At 31.3% G+C, this 20,902-nt stretch carries 23 protein-coding genes and 1 tRNA gene; 10 read left to right on the top strand and 14 right to left on the bottom strand.

Features of this window, described 5'->3' with window-relative positions; translation table 11 throughout:
• Positions 1-40 precede the first annotated feature (40 nt).
• Genes GM3708_RS07740 through GM3708_RS07750 form a run of 3 tightly spaced genes read left to right on the top strand, consistent with a single transcriptional unit; the run spans position 41 to position 3,849 of the window.
• Positions 41-1,303, top strand: a complete 1,263-nt coding sequence (locus GM3708_RS07740) for a glycosyltransferase family 4 protein (protein ID WP_066345364.1) — start codon at positions 41-43, stop codon at positions 1,301-1,303.
• A gap of 36 nt (positions 1,304-1,339) precedes the next feature.
• Positions 1,340-2,722 carry a hypothetical protein gene (locus GM3708_RS07745; protein ID WP_066345365.1) on the top strand — a complete coding sequence of 461 codons (1,383 nt, stop codon included), beginning with the start codon at positions 1,340-1,342 and terminating at the stop codon, positions 2,720-2,722.
• Positions 2,719-3,849, top strand: coding sequence for a glycosyltransferase (locus GM3708_RS07750; protein ID WP_066345367.1), 1,131 nt, complete (start codon positions 2,719-2,721; stop codon positions 3,847-3,849). Before GM3708_RS07745 ends, GM3708_RS07750 begins: the two co-directional genes overlap by 4 nt.
• 246 nt (positions 3,850-4,095) lie before the next feature.
• Here the strand turns inward: GM3708_RS07750 and GM3708_RS07755 are convergent, their stop codons facing one another.
• On the bottom strand, positions 4,096-4,674 hold the full coding sequence (locus GM3708_RS07755; protein ID WP_144439295.1) for a thylakoid membrane photosystem I accumulation factor: 579 nt from the start codon (positions 4,672-4,674) through the stop codon (positions 4,096-4,098).
• Between the two features lie 82 nt (positions 4,675-4,756).
• Between GM3708_RS07755 and GM3708_RS07760 the strand changes: the two genes are divergently transcribed.
• The 5 genes from GM3708_RS07760 (at position 4,757) to GM3708_RS07780 (ending at position 6,752) form a co-directional block, all read left to right on the top strand.
• Positions 4,757-5,227, top strand: coding sequence for a J domain-containing protein (locus GM3708_RS07760; RefSeq protein ID WP_066345369.1), 471 nt, complete (start codon positions 4,757-4,759; stop codon positions 5,225-5,227).
• A gap of 50 nt (positions 5,228-5,277) precedes the next feature.
• Positions 5,278-5,550 carry a DUF3143 domain-containing protein gene (locus GM3708_RS07765; protein ID WP_066345371.1) on the top strand — a complete coding sequence of 91 codons (273 nt, stop codon included), beginning with the start codon at positions 5,278-5,280 and terminating at the stop codon, positions 5,548-5,550.
• A gap of 100 nt (positions 5,551-5,650) precedes the next feature.
• Complete coding sequence (locus tag GM3708_RS07770; RefSeq protein WP_066345373.1) at positions 5,651-5,839, top strand: hypothetical protein; 189 nt, start codon at positions 5,651-5,653, stop codon at positions 5,837-5,839.
• The gene (locus GM3708_RS07775; RefSeq protein ID WP_066345375.1) at positions 5,824-6,117 is read left to right on the top strand and encodes a type II toxin-antitoxin system RelE/ParE family toxin; all 294 of its coding nucleotides are present in this window, start codon (positions 5,824-5,826) and stop codon (positions 6,115-6,117) included. The genes GM3708_RS07770 and GM3708_RS07775 overlap by 16 nt, the downstream gene beginning before the upstream one ends.
• 113 nt (positions 6,118-6,230) lie before the next feature.
• On the top strand, positions 6,231-6,752 hold the full coding sequence (locus GM3708_RS07780) for a hypothetical protein (protein ID WP_315862624.1): 522 nt from the start codon (positions 6,231-6,233) through the stop codon (positions 6,750-6,752).
• Between the two features lie 66 nt (positions 6,753-6,818).
• On the opposite strand, the gene GM3708_RS07785 is transcribed toward GM3708_RS07780, so the two are convergent.
• The 3 genes from GM3708_RS07785 to GM3708_RS07790 form a co-directional block, all read right to left on the bottom strand.
• Complete coding sequence (locus GM3708_RS07785; RefSeq protein ID WP_255358445.1) at positions 6,819-7,697, bottom strand: IS4 family transposase; 879 nt, start codon at positions 7,695-7,697, stop codon at positions 6,819-6,821.
• Positions 7,698-7,712: 15 nt separating this feature from the next.
• Positions 7,713-7,970 (bottom strand): transposase, encoded by a 258-nt coding sequence (locus GM3708_RS19280; RefSeq protein ID WP_231933125.1) that lies wholly within the window; start codon positions 7,968-7,970, stop codon positions 7,713-7,715.
• Between the two features lie 161 nt (positions 7,971-8,131).
• The gene (locus GM3708_RS07790) at positions 8,132-9,046 is read right to left on the bottom strand and encodes an alpha/beta fold hydrolase (protein ID WP_066345377.1); all 915 of its coding nucleotides are present in this window, start codon (positions 9,044-9,046) and stop codon (positions 8,132-8,134) included.
• A 65-nt stretch (positions 9,047-9,111) separates the two neighbouring features.
• Here GM3708_RS07790 and GM3708_RS07795 point away from each other — a divergent pair, with 65 nt between their 5' ends.
• Positions 9,112-9,552, top strand: coding sequence for a GNAT family N-acetyltransferase (locus tag GM3708_RS07795; RefSeq protein ID WP_066345378.1), 441 nt, complete (start codon positions 9,112-9,114; stop codon positions 9,550-9,552).
• A gap of 164 nt (positions 9,553-9,716) precedes the next feature.
• Here GM3708_RS07795 and GM3708_RS07800 read toward each other — a convergent pair whose 3' ends face one another.
• Positions 9,717-10,823, bottom strand: a complete 1,107-nt coding sequence (locus tag GM3708_RS07800; protein ID WP_066345379.1) for a 2OG-Fe(II) oxygenase — start codon at positions 10,821-10,823, stop codon at positions 9,717-9,719.
• Positions 10,824-10,929: 106 nt separating this feature from the next.
• Positions 10,930-12,141: a tetratricopeptide repeat protein gene (locus tag GM3708_RS07805; protein WP_173645001.1), complete on the bottom strand. Its 1,212-nt coding sequence runs from the start codon at positions 12,139-12,141 to the stop codon at positions 10,930-10,932.
• Positions 12,142-12,364: 223 nt separating this feature from the next.
• On the opposite strand from GM3708_RS07805, the gene GM3708_RS07810 reads away from it, so the two are divergent.
• Positions 12,365-13,097, top strand: a protein-coding gene (locus GM3708_RS07810; protein ID WP_144439296.1) for an IS1 family transposase whose coding sequence is annotated in 2 segments (ribosomal slippage) — positions 12,365-12,705 and positions 12,704-13,097 — 735 coding nt in all. Because the reading frame shifts where the segments join, the coding sequence is not laid out codon by codon here.
• Between the two features lie 178 nt (positions 13,098-13,275).
• Here GM3708_RS07810 and GM3708_RS07815 read toward each other — a convergent pair.
• From GM3708_RS07815 to GM3708_RS07850, 8 genes are all read right to left on the bottom strand, one after another.
• Positions 13,276-14,154: an IS982 family transposase gene (locus tag GM3708_RS07815; protein WP_066342778.1), complete on the bottom strand. Its 879-nt coding sequence runs from the start codon at positions 14,152-14,154 to the stop codon at positions 13,276-13,278.
• A 482-nt stretch (positions 14,155-14,636) separates the two neighbouring features.
• Positions 14,637-15,206: a Uma2 family endonuclease gene (locus GM3708_RS07820; protein WP_066345384.1), complete on the bottom strand. Its 570-nt coding sequence runs from the start codon at positions 15,204-15,206 to the stop codon at positions 14,637-14,639.
• Positions 15,207-15,323: 117 nt separating this feature from the next.
• Positions 15,324-15,911, bottom strand: a complete 588-nt coding sequence (gene leuD / locus GM3708_RS07825) for a 3-isopropylmalate dehydratase small subunit (RefSeq protein ID WP_066345385.1) — start codon at positions 15,909-15,911, stop codon at positions 15,324-15,326.
• Between the two features lie 55 nt (positions 15,912-15,966).
• The gene (locus GM3708_RS07830) at positions 15,967-16,836 is read right to left on the bottom strand and encodes a Tab2/Atab2 family RNA-binding protein (protein ID WP_066345386.1); all 870 of its coding nucleotides are present in this window, start codon (positions 16,834-16,836) and stop codon (positions 15,967-15,969) included.
• Between the two features lie 72 nt (positions 16,837-16,908).
• Positions 16,909-18,096 (bottom strand): lipid-A-disaccharide synthase, encoded by a 1,188-nt coding sequence (gene lpxB, locus GM3708_RS07835; protein ID WP_066345387.1) that lies wholly within the window; start codon positions 18,094-18,096, stop codon positions 16,909-16,911.
• A gap of 81 nt (positions 18,097-18,177) precedes the next feature.
• Positions 18,178-19,401, bottom strand: coding sequence for an EAL domain-containing protein (locus GM3708_RS07840; RefSeq protein WP_066345388.1), 1,224 nt, complete (start codon positions 19,399-19,401; stop codon positions 18,178-18,180).
• A gap of 98 nt (positions 19,402-19,499) precedes the next feature.
• Positions 19,500-20,399, bottom strand: a complete 900-nt coding sequence (locus tag GM3708_RS07845; protein WP_066345397.1) for an FTR1 family protein — start codon at positions 20,397-20,399, stop codon at positions 19,500-19,502.
• Positions 20,400-20,588: 189 nt separating this feature from the next.
• Positions 20,589-20,660: transfer RNA gene (locus tag GM3708_RS07850), tRNA-Gly, on the bottom strand.
• Between the last annotated feature and the right edge of the window lie 242 nt (positions 20,661-20,902).

Genomic DNA, 20,902 nt, shown 5'->3' on the forward strand with positions numbered 1-20,902 from the left:
TCCTAATTATTTATATAGATAGACATAATATTTAATATATATGGAAAAAATAAAAATAGCTTTTCATCAACAGGGAGCTAGGCGAAATTATGCCCTCCCCTTAGTCTTATATCAGCAAGGTTTGCTACAAAACTTATTCACAGACTTTTATGCCTACTCTTGGATGATAGAATGGGCAAGAGCCACAGAAAAATTAAGCAATGGTAAAATATCAATAACAGGTAACTTATGTAAACGAAGACAAAATGGTTTACCAGATGATAAGGTTTATAGTTTAGACTGGTTATTTTTATTCTCTAACTTTCCAAAAAAAAATCTCTCTTATCAAGAATCATATTTACTTAATCAAAAAATTTCTTTTTTTATTGCTCAACTCATTAAAAATGAAAAGGAAGTCATAAGTCATATTTACTGTTATTCTTTTAGTGCTAAAAATTGTAGAGAAGTTGCTAAGACAAAAATACTGATCGTTGACCAAATTCACACTCCAATAAAATCATTTCTACCCATATTGACTGAGGAGATGAAAATTCATTCTGATTGGAGTAATGAAATAAGTTTATTATCTGGAATGGAAGAATTATATCTGCCAAAAGAACAGGAGGATAAAGAATCAATCGACTTTTTTTTTGCTCCGTCAGATTCGGTAAAAGAAAGCCTAATCAATGACTTATGTATTGATGAAGAAAAAGTTTATCTCAATCCGTATCCCGCCCCTTTCTGGTTATACAACTACAACACAACCTTTAAAGAAAACTCAACAAGGATAATGAGAAGTTCTACTTCGGGGGATAAGCTAAGAATTTTGTTTGTCGGTAACGTTGACCTCAGAAAAGGTGTACCCTATTTACTACAAGCTCTCAGAAAATTAAATCCTCATAAATTTACCGCTAGAATTGTTGGCTCAATAGGAATTAACGAAAGTAAGGTGAAGGAATATTCAGATATTGTAACCTTTATGGGGAAACTTGATAAACAGGAGTTAGCTAAACAGTATGAATGGGCTGATGTATTTGTTTTTCCAAGCTTATCGGAAGGGAGTGCCGGGGTTATTTATGAAGCAATGGCTTTTGGTTTGGCGGTTATAACCACAAAATCATCGGGTTCGTGGGTAACTCATGGAATTGAAGGACTGATTATAGAAGAAAGAAATATTGAGCAAATTGTTGAATCACTATTAATGTATATGGAGAATCCCAATTTAGTAGATTTACACGGGCAAAATAGTTGGCAAAAAATTAAATCTTTTAACATAGAAGAAACAGGCATTAGACTGAAAAATTTATTTAGTCTTATTTCTTGAATATCTAAAATATTTATTATTACATACTGACTTATTATGATTTTTAGTTATATTCTGTGTATTATCTTGTTGTGTCTTTGTGCTTATATCCTTTGGTGGAGTTTTAGAGAACCTCTTAAACTATATCAATTCCCTTTTTTTATCACCATTGCCTGTCTAATATACATAGTACCTCAACTTTTTGCTTTAATCGAAGATCCTTACCCTGTCAGTCCTGATTATGTTGATTTAACTATTTTCTTAACTATATTATCTTTATTTCTATTTTTTTACGGCTATGCAAAAAAAGAGGGAGATACACAAGTTTTTAATGAAAATAATAAAATTAAAACTTTAGATCAAAGAATTTTTTATATAGGAATTATTTATACAATTATTGGTCTTGTTTCTAATCTAGCTATTGGAAATGTTGATATTGAACAACAAAGGGTAGCTCAATGGTCTGGTATTTTAACTGTTTATGCTTTTTTTCAAAGACTTTTATATTTCGGATTTGCAATTAATCTATATTTTGCCATTATTAAACGTAATTTTCTGTACTGGTTTGTTTTTGGTATTTCTGCATTTTGGCCTATTTTCAAAATGTTGTTTTACGCTCGAAGAACTGAAGCAGTAACTTATATCACCATAGTTTTATTAACTCTTTGGTTTATTAAGGGGGTCATTCCTCAAAGTAAATTGGTGTTAATTGGTATAGTTATAGGTTTCTTCTTCATTAATGCTATTGGAGCATTGCGATCGGAATTATTCCAAGTAAATATCGGATATTCTAACTGGCAAGATTTTTTTACTTTTAATTGGATAGATGATTGGCTAACAGCGTTTCAAAATGTGAATTGGTGGGAAGAAAGTACAAAATTATTTCAATCATCAAAAGATAATGAATATTTATCAACTACTAATTTATCGGAAACAAAATATGCTGCTTCTGTGATTCAAGTAACAAATGAAACAGGTCAATTTGATTATGGTACAAGGTATTGGAATAGAATTGTTTTTGGCTTTATTCCCGCTCAGTTTTTAGGGAAAACTTTTAAAGAATCATTATATTTACAATTCAATGAATCATTACAAGTAAGAATTTTTGATTATTTTTCCACTCAAACTTTTCAAACAGGTTATATTCTACCCGTTATGGCAGAACTATTTTCTCAGTTTTGGTTTTTTGGCTTTTTCATTTGTTATTTTATTGGAAAGCAATTTAAAAACTTATGGTTATCGGTGAATCAAAAACCAAAAATATCAAATCAACTTCTTTATCCTATCGCTTTAGTTTTCACATTTTCACTTTTTCTTGGAGGAACAGATGGATTTATTTTTAATCTGTTGAATTTTATTATTTTTTTAATTCCAATTAAATATATAGAATTTCTCAATAGTCGTGATGAATATTCAACACAGAAAACTAGAAATATATGAGTCAATATAAAGTAGTGATCCTATTTACTAATTATGGTCCTTATCATTTAGCTAGAGTTAAGGCATTCCAGTCAATAGTTAAAAATGATTGGGAAGTTGTTGGACTAGAAATTACTAGAGATGGTGTTGATTATCAGTGGAAAACGAATCTTAAAAATAGCGAATTAGAAATATACAGTATCTTAGGTAACTTAAAACCCAGTGAAGTTGACACAAAAACTAATATCAAAAAAACCTTTGATGCTTTATCAAAAATCAATCCCGATATTCTTGTTATCGCAGGATATGCTCGTTTATCAATGCTATCGGCGTTATTTTGGAGTCTTTGGCATGGAAAACCAGCTATTGTTTTATCCGAGTCGAAAGATGATGATGAACCTCGTATTTGGTGGAAAGAAATTATTAAAAGTTGGCTAATTAAAAAATATTCCAGTGCGTTAGTAGGAGGACATCCTCACAAAAAATACTTAGTTAAACTAGGATTTCCTGAAAACGGTATTTTTAATGGCTATGATGTAGTTGATAACAGTGCTTTTCATCCTGATAATATAAAACATCTAACCTCGCCATTGAATAAACCTTTTTTCTTATCCATTAATCGATTTGTTGAAAAAAAGAATTTACCCTTACTAATCTCAGCTTATGCTTCTTATCAGCAACAACTCGGTGAAAATGCTTGGGATTTAGTTTTATGTGGAGATGGGAAATTGCGATCAACTTTAGAAAATTTAATTAATCAGTATAAATTGCATAATTATGTACACCTCCCCGGATTTTTACAGCAAGATGAATTATTTCCTTATTTTGCTCATGGCAAGTGTTTTATTCATGCCAGTACAACTGAACAATGGGGATTAGTCGTTAATGAAGCAATGGCGGCAGGTTTACCCATAATTGTCTCTAATCGCTGTGGTTGTTTTGAAGATTTGGTAATAGAAGGAGTTAATGGTTTTGGTTTTAATCCTGAAAATCAACAAGAATTAACCAATTTAATGATCAAAATGTCTTCGGGAGAAGTGGATTTAGAATCAATGGGCAAGGCATCTTTACAACATATTAATAAATATTCCCCTGATTATTTTGCTCAAGGATTAAAAAGTGCCATCGAGTTTGCCATGAATAAATAATAATCTATTTTAATCAATGAAACTTTTGTATTACATAATGTGGTATTGTAAGCTAAAAAAATTTTAAGAAGTGCCAAAAGTTCAGAGGGTTTAATTTAAGATTAGATTTATTAGAGGCTATGCTGTGATTCAATAAAATTTTTATTTGTATTCTTAAATTTATTACTATAGCAATCCTAAATCATTGGTGAATAATTAAAGATTAAAAAATCTCACAACTCCCACCGTAGTAGGATTGCTATATGATTACTCTTTTGTTTGGGGTACTAATTCGCTATTAAATTCATTGAAGGTTTTGCGTTTTAATTCCACAGATTCTGAACGAGGTACTAAGTCAAAAATCTTTCGTAACATATCGTCCACATCCTCAAATTTTGATTGTCCTATTTCATCAAAGACGACTTTACCTTTTTGATCTAAAACAACGGTTTGAGGAATACCACCTTTATAATAATAACCCAGTTCATCAGGTTCATATTTATCTTTTAGAGGAATAGTATCCACTGTGGTGGCAATGATACTAGCGGCACGTCCATAAAATTCTTGAAAACGAGAAACTATAAAAGCATATTGCTTGGAATCGCTATTATCATCAAGGTAATATACTAAAATTACTGGCATTTTTCGAGCTAAGGATTGTTTTAAGGTTAATTTAGAAGGTACTAAAGAACCATTCCCTGCATAAACAACAAAAATATTGCCATCGTAGCGATCATCATCAATACTAGCATTACTAATATCGGTGTAACTAAACCAAAAACTTAAAATACAAAAGAAAGTAATAAAGATGCGTCTAAAAGTCGAATAAAAGCGAGTTGTTAACATAAGTTAAAGTTTGATAAATGAGATACAAAAAAATAAAACCTTGTACTAGAATATTGAAACAGATCTTGATGACAAAAAAACGGTGAACTCATTTAGTAATAATAAATATTCTTCTAGTGTTCGTAAATATTTTGCCAACACTCACTATGGATTGTTTAATTTACATCCCAGCGCATCAGCAATGGATATTAGAAGATCTTATCGAGAGTTAAGTAAACTTTATCATCCCGATACAACTAATTTACCTTTAGAGGAAGCAAAGCAACAATTTCAAAAATTAAATGAGGCTTATGGTATCTTAGCCAATCCCGAAAAGCGATCACTTTATGATTTACAAATTGGTTATTCTCGTTGGAATGTAATTCAAAGTTCTTATGATTTGTCAATGTCATTATCAGAAGAAGAAGAAGGAATGACATCAACTTATTTAGATCCTACCGAAAGACCGCTATCTGGTGGTGAATTATTTGCTTTATTATTAATGGGAATCACAATAATTAGTTGTCTGTTATTAGCAATAACTCTTGCTTGGTTGAGAAGTTCTATTATATAGTTATAATTGTTGACCTTAAATCCTATTTTTTGTCTGACTTCAAGAAAATAATGCCAAAATTAAACCCTAACAGTCCTTTATATAATTTTCCATTACCCGAAATTGAAAATTGGTTAAAACAAATGGGATGTGAGCAAAATCCACAACAACTTAACTGTTGGTATATAAAAAAATTGGAATGGGAGGCAGAAATAACCCTTGAGATAGAAGATCTTAATGTTAACTATCTCAATGCTGGAGCAGATGGTAGTGACATAAAAAGAGTATTTCGTTATTCTCTTTCTCGTCGAGACATTGAAGATGCTGTTTTTTCTGGACCTTAATAGGATAAAAGGAGAAGAAGAAGTAATTGATATTATAATAGAAGCATCTTGTCTTAAATTTCTAATTTCTAATTATTAATAATTAATTCCTAATTATTTTATGAGTTCGACAAAAGAAAAAGTTGAGTCGATGTTGAGAAAATTACCTGATGATTGCACCATTGAAGATATACAATATCATTTATATGTATTAGGAAAAGTGCGTCAAGGATTACAATTTGCAGATACAGAAGGGGTTTTACAACAAGCAGAAGTAGAAGGGTTGTTAAGTAAATGGCTTATAGAGTAGTTTGGTCTCCCAAAGCAGTAGAAGATGTAGAAGCGATAGCGGCTTATATTGCTAGGGATTCACCGTCTTATGCCGCCGCCGTGGTTCAAAGGGTGATAGAAATTACTAGCAAATTATCAGAAGAGGCAAAACATGGAAGATTAATTCCTGAAATAGAAGAATCTACCATTATCGAACAATTTGCCTATAGTTATCGTTTGATTTATCGTATTGAATCTGATATTGTAACCGTTGCGGCATTAATTCATGGCAAAAGATTATTATATTTGACAGATTAATTGATCGATCCTTGATTCTAAATTTTCTAGCAAAAAGTTAGCTTAAGAAATACTTTGAAGATCAAGGATCATCAATTTCAATCAAACAAGATCATAGATTTATTTTGGCAAAAATGATGAGTTTAATAGCACAAAAAAATATTACTTTTGAAGAAGCAATTGCCTTAACAGAAAAATTTATTCAACAAATTCCTGAGTTATCAGAGTCAGAAAAAAAATCTATTGTTTCATCTTTAGTTATTTCAGAAAATGGTGCTAGAGGTTTTTTTGTAACTTATTTAACTAACGATAATCTATTCGTAGATGAAAAATCATCAGGTATTATTGCAGGATTAAAAACATCTGCCGAAATAGTTAGTGAATTATTAGTTAAAAATGTGGCAATGTCCACAGCAATGAAGATAACTCATGAAAGAAATAATAACTTGGAAATGGCTAAAAAATCTGCTAGAGTTGCTAAAAGAAGTTTAATTTTAATTGATGATTTATCCTTATCAGAAATTGAGGAAAAAATAGGATTATTACTTAATACAATTAAAAATAAAAAAGGAGTTTATCAAGAGTTTTTAAATCGTTGGGGATATGACGATGAACAAAAACAAGCAATATATCAACAGTTAATAATTAATAGTTAATAATTATTTTTGGTTTAATTTTATTTCTAATATTCGTCTTGAAATACTGAGGGGGCGACAGAACATTCAGAATGCAGATTGGATAAGGGAAATAGCCCTCATACCTTGACGATAATAGGACTGTTTCTGAGGAAATAAAGAGGTTAACTTATCTAATTGTTCTTGAAAAAAGCAGATTTCACTTAGCCATTTTATCCCATTTAAACCAATAGAAAAATCACTATATCTTTTATATCTTCTTCTTTTTTCTGTGGGTCTAACTAGATATTCACTTATTCCTTTTCTTTTAATTTCTTCTCCTATAAATGTTGAATAACTATAGGATAATGTTATCAGTATAATTAAAGAAATTAGTCGTTCATTTTCAAGTTTTGTACTTTCTAAGTTATAACCTCCTAATTTAAAATCTCTAAACATTTCTTCAATACCCATTCTTTTGGAATAAGCAGAGATTGTTTCCGACATACTTTCTAAATTTGTGAGAATAAACCATGGCTGTTTACTCGATTTATGTCTATAGTTTTTCTTCCATTTTGCTGCTAAATTAATTCCTGAGAATCCCTTGGTTTTTGTAACTTTTATTCCTCGATAATATACGGAGAATCCTGGAGATAAACCTAATTCACTCAATCGAAACCATATATCAGTTTCTAACTCCACATATTCACTCTTTTTTAAACGTAGAGATAAATAAACCTGTTTCTCTACTGATAACCATTTTGCTAAATCCACAGAGCAAAATTCTCTATCTCCTAAAACGATTATTTTATATTCAATTAATAAATTAATACTTGCTTCTAATACTTGTTTTTGTTCTGATAAATTACTACTTCCTTTTTTATTTAATAAGATAAAATATACAGGGATAGCTCCTTGATGATGAACTAAACTTACCATCAATATATTAATGTTTTGCCACTGTGTTCTATCAATGACTAAATAAATTACTTTGTTTGATTCTCATTGGTTCATAATCCATGATTTTAAAATCGGAAACCATATGGTTTCAACTTTCCAATTTTTCAGACTTAAAAATCTTTGTAACTTTTTAATTCTACTTCTTAATTTAATCGGATAAGGAAAAAGTTTTGCCATTTCTTCTAACCTAACAGTTTTAAGATTTTGAAGTAAATTAACTAAAAGACAAAGAGTTAAATATTGAGGTAAATTAAACTGTTTTTTTAAATACTCCTGATAAAATTGGGGAAGTTGAAACATCTTTTTCTATAGTAATTAATATAAAAACTAAAAACATCTTATTTTTATCCAGATTACCAGCTTCAATCTCTTATGCCATCGTCTGTTTACCTTCATTGTCGCCCCCTCAGCTTGAAATACTTATTCATAAGCATTTCTCTTATCCCCACAAAAATAATTTTTCAACATCCTGTATCTATAAAATTGTTATTATCTAAAATTTGGGCTAACCATTTTAATAATAATTGATGAAATAAATCTGGATTTTCATCATGAAGACAATGTCCTAAATTATCTAATAATTGTAGTTCAATTTTTGGGTTTATTTTTACTAATTCTTTTGCTGAAGTTGGCGGAATTAAGCGATCGCTTTTACCCCAAAGTAATAATATAGGAATATTAATTTGTTTTAATAATTCTGAGGTGGATAAAGAAAAATTACTAACAGATTTACTTAAAGCAATTAAAGCACGAGCAGCACCACGATCATGAGGAGGAAGACTAATAATATTTACTAATTCATCATCGACATTGGTATGATCAATATAAGCAAACTTTAAACTACGACGGATAATGCTAGGTTGACGCACTAAATAAAAAATTAGACGAATAAGAAAAGGAGAGGCAACTAAATTTTCTAAGGTATTGACAAAAGGTTGAATTTTAGGAGGAATTAACTTTTGTCTTGCCGATATATCAGGCAAACTCAACATCACTAAACCTTTGGCTATCAGAGGATATTCAACCACAGTGTTTAAAGCAATTAATGAACCAATAGAGTTACCGAGAATAATACAAGGTTGAGTAATAAAAGTATTCCAAAAATCATAGACTAATTCAGACCATAATTCCACACCATAGTTAGTATAAGCTTTTTTTGATGCCCCAAAACCAAGTAAATCAAGAGCGTAAACCGTGTGATGTTGACTTAAAACAGGGATATTATGTCGCCAATGTCCTAAAGATGCACCAAAACCATGTAAAAGTATTATAGGTATGTCTGAGAATTTATTTTCTAAAGCTACTCGTTTAAAAGTATAACGAATATGCCAACCGTGCCAAATCCAATCTCTTTGATTGCCAATATTTTCATTCATAAAATTAATTTTATTTATGTCTTAAACCAAAATGTAATCATGATCTTGTTAACTTTTGATACTATATGAAAAATAATATTTTAATTAAAGCCGTTAAATTCAATTCTCAAGCATATTATCAAGCCCGAGAAATCAGAGAAAAATATCTGCGTCTTCCTCTCGGAATCAATTTTACTCCTGATGATTTAGAAATTGATCGCCACGCATATCATATGGTAGCTTATCATGACGATCAAATTATCGGTTGTGTTTTAGGAATCAGAGAAAACGAAACAGTAAAAATTAGACAAATGTTGGTTATTCCTGAATATCAAAAACAAGGAATAGGTAGTTTATTATTAAAGAAAATTGAAGAAGTTTTCTGTGATTTAGGAATTAATCATTTTTATCTCCATGCCCGTCAAGAAAGTATTATTTTTTATCAAAAAAATGGTTATATATTCACAGGAAATTCTTTTTTAGAAGTAGGAATTTTTCATCAACGGGGAGACAAATTTTATTTATAGCAATTCTAAATTATTTGTGAATAATTAACAATTAATAAATAAATCTGTAATTTTTGCAATACCCCTAAAATGAACTCATGAAAGCTAATAGCTAACACCTCCAAAAATTTTACAACCCCTATAGGATTAATATATTATTTAATTTTGTAAAAAAAGAAACATTTTTATTGATTAATATTGGCTGTTTCATTATCAAAAAATTTCAGATTTTCTTGTCTAATTTTTGCTGCTTCATCATCATATAAAAAAGGTAAGGTTGCATAACGAGTACCTTGAGTTACTGGAGTAGCTTCATGAAGTAAAGAGCAAGAAAAAACGACAGCGCCACCACTAGGTGCTCGGTAGGTTTTTGAGCCAAATTCGGGAAAACGTAAATTACCCCCTTCATATTCTTCTGCATTCAGATTAATTGTTACGGCAAAACGACGATGAGCCGTGCCTTTTGTTGTATTATCTCGATGGGGGCGAAAAAATCCTCCCGATTCGCTATCATAACAAGCTACGATATAACGTTCAATACGAGTGACGTCAAATTGAAAGGCTTTTTTTATTTCAGGCAATAATCTTCTCACTAAACAAGATCTCAAATGACTTTTAATGTCTTCTGATTCTATATTATAATCTTGGCGACGTTTAAATTTATCATTGATTATGCCAACAGTTTTTCCGTCTTTTTCTTGCATAAATCCTGACACAGAGCCACCATTTTGATTATATAACTTAATTAGTTCTTGACAAAATTCTGGCTCAAATACACGAGGTACGATTAAAATTGGTGCAGTTAAAGGCACTTGAGCATGATCATCGACAGAAGGTAATTTGTTTATTATATCAGCGATCTCACGATTATGAGTATCAGGATCATTAAGAGAGATATTAGCAATTATCCGTAATGTAGGATCAAGAATAAGAGTAAAAGGATTATAGAGAATATTATCATCTTGAGATTTTAATGCACCATATTGGTTACTAACTTTTAAATCAAAATCCCAAAAGAAACGAATACCCGGTATTATATCTTGAACACGATTTAATTCTTGATCTTGAGGATCAACACTTACACCAAAAAAACATAAATTGGTATCATTAAATTGATGTCGCATTTCTTGATAAAAAAAAGATAAGGCTTTAATACTATTTTCTGTAGCAGCCGAACCAAAAAAACATAAAATTATATAACGACCACTAACAGTGCTAAAGTTATAGGTAGGGTTGCTAGTACTTTTACACTGAAACCAAGGTACAGGATCACCGACTAGAAATCTATTCATAATACTTTATGCCATATAATGTATTCACAACAACTAATGTTGCAGTCATTATAATCACACATTGCCTTCAAAATCAAACTTGAGATTAAAGAATAGGAAATAATTCTTAATTTTCTGTTAATTCTATAGCCATATTTAATAATTCTTGTTTTAATTCTTGGGCAACTTTTGGATTTTGTTGTTTATTCAAATCATAGGCTTTTTGAAAAGCGCGAATACTGTCTTCTATTTCTCCTTGTTTATATAATAAAACTCCTAAATTTTGATATGCCCAAGGATAACTTGGATTGAGTTTGATAGCGTTTTGATATGCGTCAATGGCTTTAAAGTTACGTCCCATTGCTCGATAAGTTAACCCCAAATTATAATAAGCTAAGGCAAAATTTGGTTCGATTTTTAAGCATTCTTCATAAAGTTTAATGGCGTTATTAAAATCTTGTCCTTGATAACATAAACTACCTAAGTTATGATAAGCTCCTAATTTGAGTTTCGCTAATATTGGTTGTGTAATGGCTTTTTGATAATGTTTAACGGCGGTATCCCATTGTTTTTCTTTGACTAAAGCATTAGCTAGATGGTAATGCAGTTCAAATAATGTCGCAGTGGTTGCTAAATTCAATTTTAAGCCAGTCTTCAGCAATTTTAGACCTTTTTTGGTGTCTCCTAAATCAAGGTATAATGCACCTAATTTACTGCAAACATAAGCATCATTGGGATTTCCCTTTAAATAAGATTCCATGGCTTTTTTTGCCCGTTGAGTTTTATCTTGAGAAGCAATAATTTCGGGTTGATAACCATAATGTTTAATGGCAATTTCTGGTAAATCAACGATGCGCCAATGAGTTTCTTTTTCTTGTAAAGATAATACCGCATCATCAATTAAAGCATGATAAGGGCGGGAAAATTTGATGTCAGGATGTTTTCTAAATAAACGAGATAATTGAGAATAAGGAGAAGAAAGTGCGCCAATTTCGTGACGAATTAAATTAACAACCAGATTATCTTTTTCTTTAATCACTTGTTGAATATAAGGGATAATTGGGGGGTTTAAAATTTCGTCAGCATCTAAGACTAAAACCCATTCTGTGTTGACATATTCTAAGGTTTGATTTCTGGCTTGGGCAAAATTATCTTGCCACGAATAATCATAAACTTTTGCACCTGAGTTGTTTGCTATTTCTTTTGTATTGTCGGTTGAGCCTGTATCGACAATCACTATCTCATCCACTAAATTTTTGACACTATTAAGACAATCTACAAGGTTGTGTGCCTCGTTTTTGACAATCATCGAGAGGGTAATGTTGCTATGAATAGTCATGAGATATAATTCTTGATTGTGGGGGATGCCCACTCTACACTAATAATATAATTGCTAATGGTTAATTATATTCGGGCAAATACTTTTATTTAAAATTTTTTGAGAAGATAAATTTTGATAAAATTTTTTATAATCTTGATTGTAATAGAAATGGTTGATTGTTTTTGTGGGCGTTGGTGAATGAGGGTATGATAGAAAAAGGAAAAAAGTGAAGTAAAAAAACATGAAATGTCCAGAATGTGGCTCCAAGAATATCAATAAAAATGGCATAAAAAAAGGAAAACAAAATCATATTTGTGTTTATTGTCGCGGACAATTTATAGCTCTAGAACAACTCAGTGGTAAAGGTTATAGTGATGATCTCAGAAAAGAATGCTTAAAAATGTACGTCAATGGTATGGGTTTTCGAGCTATTGGGAGGATTAAACAGGTGCATCATACAACGATCATCTCTTGGGTTAAAGCAGTGGGTCAAATTTTGCCACAGAGCTATCATCCAGAAACGCGACCAGAAGTTGGAGAATTAGATGAATTGCAAACCTTTGTCGGCTCAAAAAAAACCAATCTGGCGATGGACAGCGGTAGATCATTTTCACGAGGGTATATTGGAATGGGTCATAGGGGATAGAAGTGCAAAAACATTTAGACCGTTGTGGGAGCAAGTAAAAAAATGGCATTGTTATTTTTATGTAACAGACGGGTGGAAAGTCTATGGAAACTTTATTCCTGAGGGCGACCAAATCATCTGTAAAACATACATGACCAGAGTGGAGGGAGAAAATACGAGATTAAGACATTATCTTGCTAGACTACATCGAAAAACTTTATGTTATTCAAAATCCATGGAGATTTTAAAGTATTCTGTTTCACTATTGATTCACTATCTCAAATTTAAAGATATACCAATTCCTTTTCGTCCTTTAGGGAGAACTACTTTTAGTCTTCTTCATACCTAAAATCACCAATGCCTTTTTGTGTACTAATATAAGGTCTTCCCCTAACCTTCTCTAACACCATCACATAAGGAATATAAGCTGATTTATTTATCTGTGTCTATGATTTTAATTAATCTTTGACGAGGGATAATAAATAAGGGTAAATTGAAACGATCAATATAAACAACCTGAGTTTTGGTTAAGCAGATTGAGGTAAAAGCCATTCTAAACGGAGACTCGGCTTTTTTGCTTGGTGAGAATATGCGATTAATCCACATAATAAGTTGACACAAAAATTTATTGGTGAACGATGGCGTGAATGTTCTATTTGTGAGATATTCTTTAATTGATCATTAATGGTTTCGACAATCAATCGCTTACGAGATAGTAATTTGTCGTGAAGACGCATTAATTTGTTTTTCATGTTACGTTTCCTCTTGGCAAAAAACTCGATTCCGTAATCTTTCAAAAGTTTGGTCGTTAATTTTTGAGATACATAACCTCCATCAGCAAACACTTTACCCCAAAGTTTTTGGAGAAGATCAATTACTGGTTTTCGGTCATCCACATTTCCCCCAGTCAGACTCATATGGAGAATTTCTCCCAGTTCATTGACTACTAGATGAAGTTTAAAACCAAAAAACCAATCCACAGAGGTTTTTCCTCTCGCCCCTAAATCCTGAAATACCTTATGTCGTGAAATACGTCGATTATGACACACTTGAATCTTCGTAGAATCAATAAAACTAATCCCTGTACAATTGCCAAAGCAATGTTTGAGATAAACACACAAAGGAATGACAGTTGATGGTACCCATTGAATAAAACGTTGATAACTAGGTAGTTTTGGAAAAGCATCGAACCAATATTGTTGAACGTGATTGAGATAAAAATGTTTGAAATTACGGTAATGGTTCTGATGGAAAGCGATAAGGATGGTCATAATTTCACTTAGACAAAGACTTTTGGCTCTAAGACGAGTAACAGCTCCATGAGATAAGAGCTTTTGTTGCCATTGAGTCTCAAATTGTTGGCAGAAATCATCGACATGACAAAATAAATAGTCTAAATTAAACATAAGGCAGTAGTTAGTTTGATAGTTTGCTATATTCAGCTTACTATTTGCCTGTTTTCTTATCCAAAACTGAGGTTAAACAGATAATTTTGAGGCTAAAACACCCGCTACTAGTTCATGGGTGTTAGTGGGTTGTATTTTGAAAACAACTCATTATGTAATTCAAGTCGATCTTCATAACCATCAGTATACTAATCTCAAAACTCCTCTAAAATCACCAACTTTTCTTCTTGTCTCAAATCATCATCGATTTTTTCTTGAACAAACATATTTGCTACTTTTTTTAATCTCTTTAATCAAGTATTTTAGCTTACATTTTTGGTGAGAATATAATTAAAAAATAAAGGTGATCATCTTATTAAATCTATACTCAATACGGGAATAATTTCAGATTGATAAATTTTGAGAATGAAGAATAGGCAATTATTTGTTGTAATATTAGATGATTATCTTGACAAATATATCAAGGTTTTTGTCATTATATATTAGTTAAGACTTAACCAACTAAACATTTCTCGAACGGATAATTGAATTTCTTTAAGCTCATCTAAAACAGGTAAAATTTCATCGTCAGATTTAATTTCGGGAAACTGATTCGGTTTAAAAATCATTACTGATTCATCTTCAGGATCAATTAACCATGCTAGTTGTGTACCCTGGTTCACACAAAACATAATTCTTTTAATGATTTTATTGGCAGATTGTTCAGGGGACAAGATTTCAATTACCCAATCAGGATGAAGATTAAAACGATTAGCAATTCTTCCTTGTTCATCCTTAGGGATACGATTCCAGAAAAAAATACTAATATCTGGCACTATAGATCGATCAAGAAAGTTACATCTTAATTCCGTTAAGGCTAAGGCAATTTTTTTTTGTTTTCCTATCTCATTGATTTTAGCGGATAGAGAAGTTTGAATAATACTATGTTGTCCTTGGGGCATGGGTTTTTGCTCTATTTTTCCTTCAATGTATTCACTGTAGGGTTTTGTTTCTGGTAGTTTTAAAAATTCTTCCAAGGTGATTTGCGGTTTTATTGAGGTTAGTGTTACCATCTTGAGCCTCCTGAGCAGATATTTCCCGTTTTGTGAGTAATTAAGTTTTTATATAGCAATACCAATGAAAGATTTTTTAGAGCTTTTAACCTCATACTTTTTGTAAATTTGGAAAATTTACCACGTTAAATAAGGTAATTTTGTGGCGGTGGTTTTAATTTCATCTATATTTTTTGTTAATAAACCACAGGTATCCCATTTTCCCGTTGTTAACATATTTCTGGCACCAGAATCCATTTTTATCGTACTACTATAATATCCACATTGTATTTTTAAATTTTCTAAATCTAAAATCATGGAAATATTAGGATTTTCTGTCAATAAATTTTGAATACTTTTAATGTTACCAGAAGTGGTGGTAACACAAGGAATTCCCATCGTTAAACAGTTACCCGAAAATATTTCAGCAAAACTCTCCCCAACAATGGCATCAATACCCCAACGAGAAATAGCTTGAGGAGCGTGTTCTCTACTTGAGCCACAACCGAAGTTGGCATTAACTACCAAAATTTTTGCATTTTGATATTGAGGTAAATCGAAAGGATGTCGCCCATTCATGGCACTTCTATCATCGGCAAATACTTGTTCTCCCAAACCATCAAAAGTTACACATCGTAAAAAACGAGCGGGAATAATGCGATCGGTGTCAATGTCATTACCGATGAGGGGAATACCAGAGCCTGTAATAATTGTTCTTTCACTCATAATAATAAATCTTTAATTTTCTTCTAATCTTGTTTAAATTATTGATTGTTGATAGTTAATTGTCCAGAAGTAGCCAAAAACCAGCAAAAGATTCTGATTCTGGGGAAGATTGTACCGCTAAAAAGTGAACTCCGTTAGCTTGTTTTTTGACTCTTTCAAAATTTTCTCCTTCTGCTAAAGTAGCTTTATCTGTAAGATTCGCAAGAATCCAACTATCACTAACTCCTGTTTCTAAAGAGATTTTAGGGAAATTTCCTTTGTCGAGCCTTAAATAACCTAATTCTAAACCAGACATCCATCCTGCTAAAGGTAACGCCCTTTGAGAGAAAATAATCAATCCAGGAATTATAGTATCGGGTTCAATATTTATCATCGAAAGAGGGAAAGCTTCACCGAAGCCAATATCCCATTCTTTCATTTCCGCAAAATCTTTTGCACACAGATTTACTAATGCCCATTTATCTTTTTTATCACCTTTAACAGCATCAGGGAGATTAATCGCATTACTTTGAGGATATTGCACTGTATTTAATTGTCGAGCTTTTTCATCATATCCTTGTTGTTGTGGATAAAAGTTTTCGTTTCTTTCTTCTAACCATTGATTTAGAGCATAAGTATGACGGGAGGAAAATACTGCAATTCCAGCATCTTCACAGCCTTTGATAATCATATTATTCATCTGACGACGGAAAAAGCGAATCTTACTGGGAGTTTCTCCTGATTTTTCGATGGCAGTGGCGATCACCTTTTTTAAAGTTACAGAATTAACTTCATTATTGGAACAAAATTGAGAATAACGAAATAAAGAGTTAAGATCCGTATCAATAGCAGTGGGACTTTCACAGATCAATATTTCCCATAGTTTTTTGTTATTATCGTCTAAAATTGGACGTGAATAAAAATCTAATTCCCAAATTTTTCCCATTGTTAACTTATTTGACCTTGCTTGATTTTGGCAACTAATTATTTTTTTGCTCTTGGTATCATAGCATTTAACTTAAATATTGCATTCATTTTTGATGCTATCAGCAAACTGTAAGACTTCTTGAGCAACCGTATCACTAACACAATCAACTCCATTATCAAGAGTATTAATCATTTTTTGATATTCTGACTGTAATTTCTCTTGGGCAGATTTGTTAAATAATAAATCTAAGGAAAGGTTGAAAATATTTTCTGGCGTGGCTTTTTCTTGTAATAATTCTGGAACAATTTCTCTCATTAAAACTAAGTTAACAGGAGACATAAAAGGAATAGAAAATCTTAAAATTTTACGAGCTGCCCAAATGGTAAAAGCATTAACTTTATAAATTACCACTTGAGGAATTTTTAATAGTCCTAACTCTAAATTGACCGTACCTGACTTGGTTATAGCTAAATCTGCGGCGGCTAAAATTTCTAAAGTTTCCCCTTCAAAAAGATTGATATTTAATTTATATTCTGTAATTAGTTTCTCAATTTTAGTGCGATATTTAGGTAAAGAAATGGGTAAATAAAAATGAGCTGAAGGTATTTTAATTTGAAGTTTTTTTACAGATTCTAACATTACTGGTAATAAATATTTTAACTCCTGTTCACGAGATGCAGGTAATAAAACAACCATTTTTTCTTCTTCTTTTATACCTAATTTTTTTCTCGCTTCTTCTCTTGTTGGTGCATTTTTGATCCGATCTACCAACGGATGCCCTACATAAGAGCTACTTAATCCTTTATCTTGATAAAATTTAGCTTCTTCAGGAAAAATTGCTAGTAATTTATCAGTAACAGCAACTAATTGGTTAACATCTTGCCCTAATGGTGTCCAAACCCAAAATTGTGGACCAATATACCAAATTATAGGGATTTTTGGGAATTTTTGCTTCAAATAAGAGGCGATCGCCAAATTAGGACCTAAATAATCAATTAAAACAACAATATCAGGTAAATTAGCTTCTAAATATTTTTTAGCTTTTTTTTGAATCTGCAATGTAGGGAAAATAAAACGTAAAGATTCTAATAAACCCACCGATCCAATAGCGGTAGTATCAGCGATAATATTAGCACCAGCACAGCGCATTTTTTCTCCACCTAAACCCTCAACTATCAAATTAGTACTAAGTTGTTTAGCTTGTCGATGAAAGGCTTGAACTAATAAACCTCCTTGTAAATCTCCTGAAACTTCTCCAGTACTAATGAATATGCGCATAATCTTCTTAAACTTGATCATTCCATCATTTTACTACACCAACACCCTATCCCCATTTCTAGGGAATATTTTTTTATAACTCTATTGATGTTGTTGTTGTTTAATAAAATCAATAGCTTTTTCTAAAGGTAAAGCAGGAGAAAATAAATATCCTTGTCCATAATTACAACCAAGAGATTTTAAAATATCTAACTGTGATTGATTTTCAATGCCTTCAGCCACTGTTGTCATATTTAAACCCTGAGATAGACTGATTAGAGTACGACAAATAATTTGATCTTTATCATTATTTTCTAAATCTTTAACAAAACATTGATCTATTTTCATCGTATCGAATTTAAAGTTTTTTAAATAGGATAAATTAGCATATCCTGTGCCAAAATCATCTATAACTAAATGCAACCCAAAATTACGACAATCATTCATTAATGATAAAGCAATATCTCCCTCAAATAAACTTCTTTCTAAAATCTCTAATTTAATTTGATTAGGATTCACAGAAGAAGTAATAATTTTATTTTTAAAAATGGGAAGAAAATCTACATCAGAAATTTGTTTTTCAGCAATATTTATACTCAAAAAAACATTATAGTTAGTTTCTTCTTTAATTCGTAAAATAGCTTTTAAACCTTCTTCTAATAACCACTCTCCTATGGGAACAATTAATGAAGTTGACTCTGCTAAAGGAATAAAAATTGAGGGAGAAATATTACCCCTTGTGGCAGAAAACCACCTTAATAAAACCTCAAAACCTACAATTAAATTAGTTTTTAAATCAATAATAGGTTGATAAAAAGGTACTAATTCATTCTGTTTAAAACCCGTTCTTAATTCACTTTCTAGTCTGATTAATTCAATAGCTTGAAAAATTTTTTCCTGATAATCTTTTTGTGTCTTTTGCAAAGTTAATTGATCTAATTCTTCTTTCGCTAATCTTAATCTATCAGTTTCTGATCGAAAATATTTCATCACTACCATTAATAATAATTTTAAGATAGGATCAGCATCTTCAATTCTAGTTTTAACTTGTTCACTGGTGACAATAGTTAGCACCACATTAGTTCTAGCATAGGCAGAAGCAGAGCGAGGGCTGCCATCAACTAAGGCTAATTCACCAAATAAATCACCAGCTTTTAAGATATTTAAAATAATTTTTTTATTATCAGCAGAAATTGTCGAAATTTCTACTTCACCCTCATCAATAATATAAGCAAATTCTCCTTTTTCTCCTTCTTCAAAGATACATTCTCCTGCCTTTCGTGTTTGATTTGGAAATTGTTGTGCAAAGTCATATTTTTTTGACATGATAAATAATATAAATTAAGAATTAGGAATTACGAACTTATCCCATGAAATGATATTCACTCAAAGAATTTGAGAATTAAATTGTTAGCTATTAACTATTAATTAGTTTTCGACTTTAAACTAGAAAAATATAAATTACCTACAATACTTAAAAAAAGCAAATAAGCAATTAATTGCACTAAATAAATATGATCTCGATAACCTAATAAAGTTTTAAATAGTATCCCTGGAAATTCACCATCTGGTAAAAAATTACTGGTATTCCAAATAGGTATTCCTAATAAACAAGAACCTTGCTTAAATATACATAAACTTTCATAATTAGAATTAATTTGACTAAGAATTGTTACTGCACCATCTAAATTTTTTAAAGCACTAATTACTAAACCAGCCACAATTAACAAGAGAAAAACTCCCATAATTTTGAAGAATAAACGAATATTTATTTTGACTCCCCAATAAAATAATGCCCATCCCATTAAACCTGCTAATATTAGTCCTAAGATTGCTCCAATCGTTGGGCTAATAAAATCAGTTTGAAATTTAGCAGCCATAAATAAAACCGTTTCAAAACCTTCTCGTAAAACGGCTATAAAGACTAATAAAAAAATACCTTTACCTGCATTTTCATTGGTTAATACAGAATTAATCGCTCCTTCCACTTCACCTTTTAATGATTGAGCTTGGCGACTCATCCAAATCAACATCCAACTTAACATAGCGATCGCCACTAAAGCAAATAAAGTTTTTAAGATTTCTTTCAATACAGGTGCATAAAAGTATTGACTAGAATCTATTTGTTGTAAACTACCCCAAAGAAACCAACCAACAGAAACACTTGCTAATATGCCACCACAAACTCCTAAATAAATCCAACGATAATATTCCTGTTTTTGTGCTTTTTGCAAACAAGCAAAGACAATTCCCACTACTAAAGCGGCCTCAAAACCTTCTCTTAGGGTGACAACAAAAGTCGGTAAAGCACTACTTATATTCATGTTTTTAGTTAATCAATTACTCTTGAATCTTAACTAATTTTAAGCCCTTAGTAAGCCAATCAATCATAAATTTTAACTAATTTGAGCTTGTTAGTAAGCACTTTAGAACTAACTGATATAAATAATACAATACTTAAGTATTATCTGTAAGACTAGAATTACCAGCAAAATTTCTTAACACTTTTAAAAAGCGGGTAACGCGATTCGAACGCGCGACATTCACCTTGGCAAGGTGACGCTCTACCACTGAGCTATACCCGCAATCAGTACATTTAATATTATGTCGCAAAAAAAAAAAATTGTCAAGGTTTTTATCAAAAAAAATTTCTCGAAAAAAAAGATAATCTCATTACTTCAGAAGTTCATCAAAATTCTTAGGTCTGAAACCCCGTACTTCTAAGACGGCTTTATATTTAGTGGTTTTAGGTTAAAATCAAGGTAGCCACTAAGACCTTCATTGTGCGGTGCAACTCCCAGTGGTGGGACACCTGTTGAAAAGATGA

Source organism: Geminocystis sp. NIES-3708, assembly GCF_001548095.1.
Taxonomy (GTDB): Bacteria; Cyanobacteriota; Cyanobacteriia; order Cyanobacteriales; family Cyanobacteriaceae; genus Geminocystis.

What these genes read in the sequence shown, in the direction of transcription:
- GM3708_RS07740 (WP_066345364.1), top strand. Translation starts at nt 41, where the DNA reads ATGGAAAAAATAAAAATAGCTTTTCATCAACAGGGAGCTAGGCGAAAT.
- GM3708_RS07745 (WP_066345365.1), top strand. Translation starts at nt 1,340, where the DNA reads ATGATTTTTAGTTATATTCTGTGTATTATCTTGTTGTGTCTTTGTGCT.
- GM3708_RS07750 (WP_066345367.1), top strand. Translation starts at nt 2,719, where the DNA reads ATGAGTCAATATAAAGTAGTGATCCTATTTACTAATTATGGTCCTTAT.
- GM3708_RS07755 (WP_144439295.1), bottom strand. Translation starts at nt 4,674, where the DNA reads ATGTTAACAACTCGCTTTTATTCGACTTTTAGACGCATCTTTATTACT.
- GM3708_RS07765 (WP_066345371.1), top strand. Translation starts at nt 5,278, where the DNA reads ATGCCAAAATTAAACCCTAACAGTCCTTTATATAATTTTCCATTACCC.
- GM3708_RS07770 (WP_066345373.1), top strand. Translation starts at nt 5,651, where the DNA reads ATGAGTTCGACAAAAGAAAAAGTTGAGTCGATGTTGAGAAAATTACCT.
- GM3708_RS07775 (WP_066345375.1), top strand. Translation starts at nt 5,824, where the DNA reads ATGGCTTATAGAGTAGTTTGGTCTCCCAAAGCAGTAGAAGATGTAGAA.
- GM3708_RS07780 (WP_315862624.1), top strand. Translation starts at nt 6,231, where the DNA reads ATGATGAGTTTAATAGCACAAAAAAATATTACTTTTGAAGAAGCAATT.
- GM3708_RS19280 (WP_231933125.1), bottom strand. Translation starts at nt 7,970, where the DNA reads ATGTTTCAACTTCCCCAATTTTATCAGGAGTATTTAAAAAAACAGTTT.
- GM3708_RS07790 (WP_066345377.1), bottom strand. Translation starts at nt 9,046, where the DNA reads ATGAATGAAAATATTGGCAATCAAAGAGATTGGATTTGGCACGGTTGG.
- GM3708_RS07795 (WP_066345378.1), top strand. Translation starts at nt 9,112, where the DNA reads ATGAAAAATAATATTTTAATTAAAGCCGTTAAATTCAATTCTCAAGCA.
- GM3708_RS07800 (WP_066345379.1), bottom strand. Translation starts at nt 10,823, where the DNA reads ATGAATAGATTTCTAGTCGGTGATCCTGTACCTTGGTTTCAGTGTAAA.
- GM3708_RS07805 (WP_173645001.1), bottom strand. Translation starts at nt 12,141, where the DNA reads ATGACTATTCATAGCAACATTACCCTCTCGATGATTGTCAAAAACGAG.
- GM3708_RS07815 (WP_066342778.1), bottom strand. Translation starts at nt 14,154, where the DNA reads ATGTTTAATTTAGACTATTTATTTTGTCATGTCGATGATTTCTGCCAA.
- GM3708_RS07820 (WP_066345384.1), bottom strand. Translation starts at nt 15,206, where the DNA reads ATGGTAACACTAACCTCAATAAAACCGCAAATCACCTTGGAAGAATTT.
- leuD (WP_066345385.1), bottom strand. Translation starts at nt 15,911, where the DNA reads ATGAGTGAAAGAACAATTATTACAGGCTCTGGTATTCCCCTCATCGGT.
- GM3708_RS07830 (WP_066345386.1), bottom strand. Translation starts at nt 16,836, where the DNA reads ATGGGAAAAATTTGGGAATTAGATTTTTATTCACGTCCAATTTTAGAC.
- lpxB (WP_066345387.1), bottom strand. Translation starts at nt 18,096, where the DNA reads ATGCGCATATTCATTAGTACTGGAGAAGTTTCAGGAGATTTACAAGGA.
- GM3708_RS07840 (WP_066345388.1), bottom strand. Translation starts at nt 19,401, where the DNA reads ATGTCAAAAAAATATGACTTTGCACAACAATTTCCAAATCAAACACGA.
- GM3708_RS07845 (WP_066345397.1), bottom strand. Translation starts at nt 20,399, where the DNA reads ATGAATATAAGTAGTGCTTTACCGACTTTTGTTGTCACCCTAAGAGAA.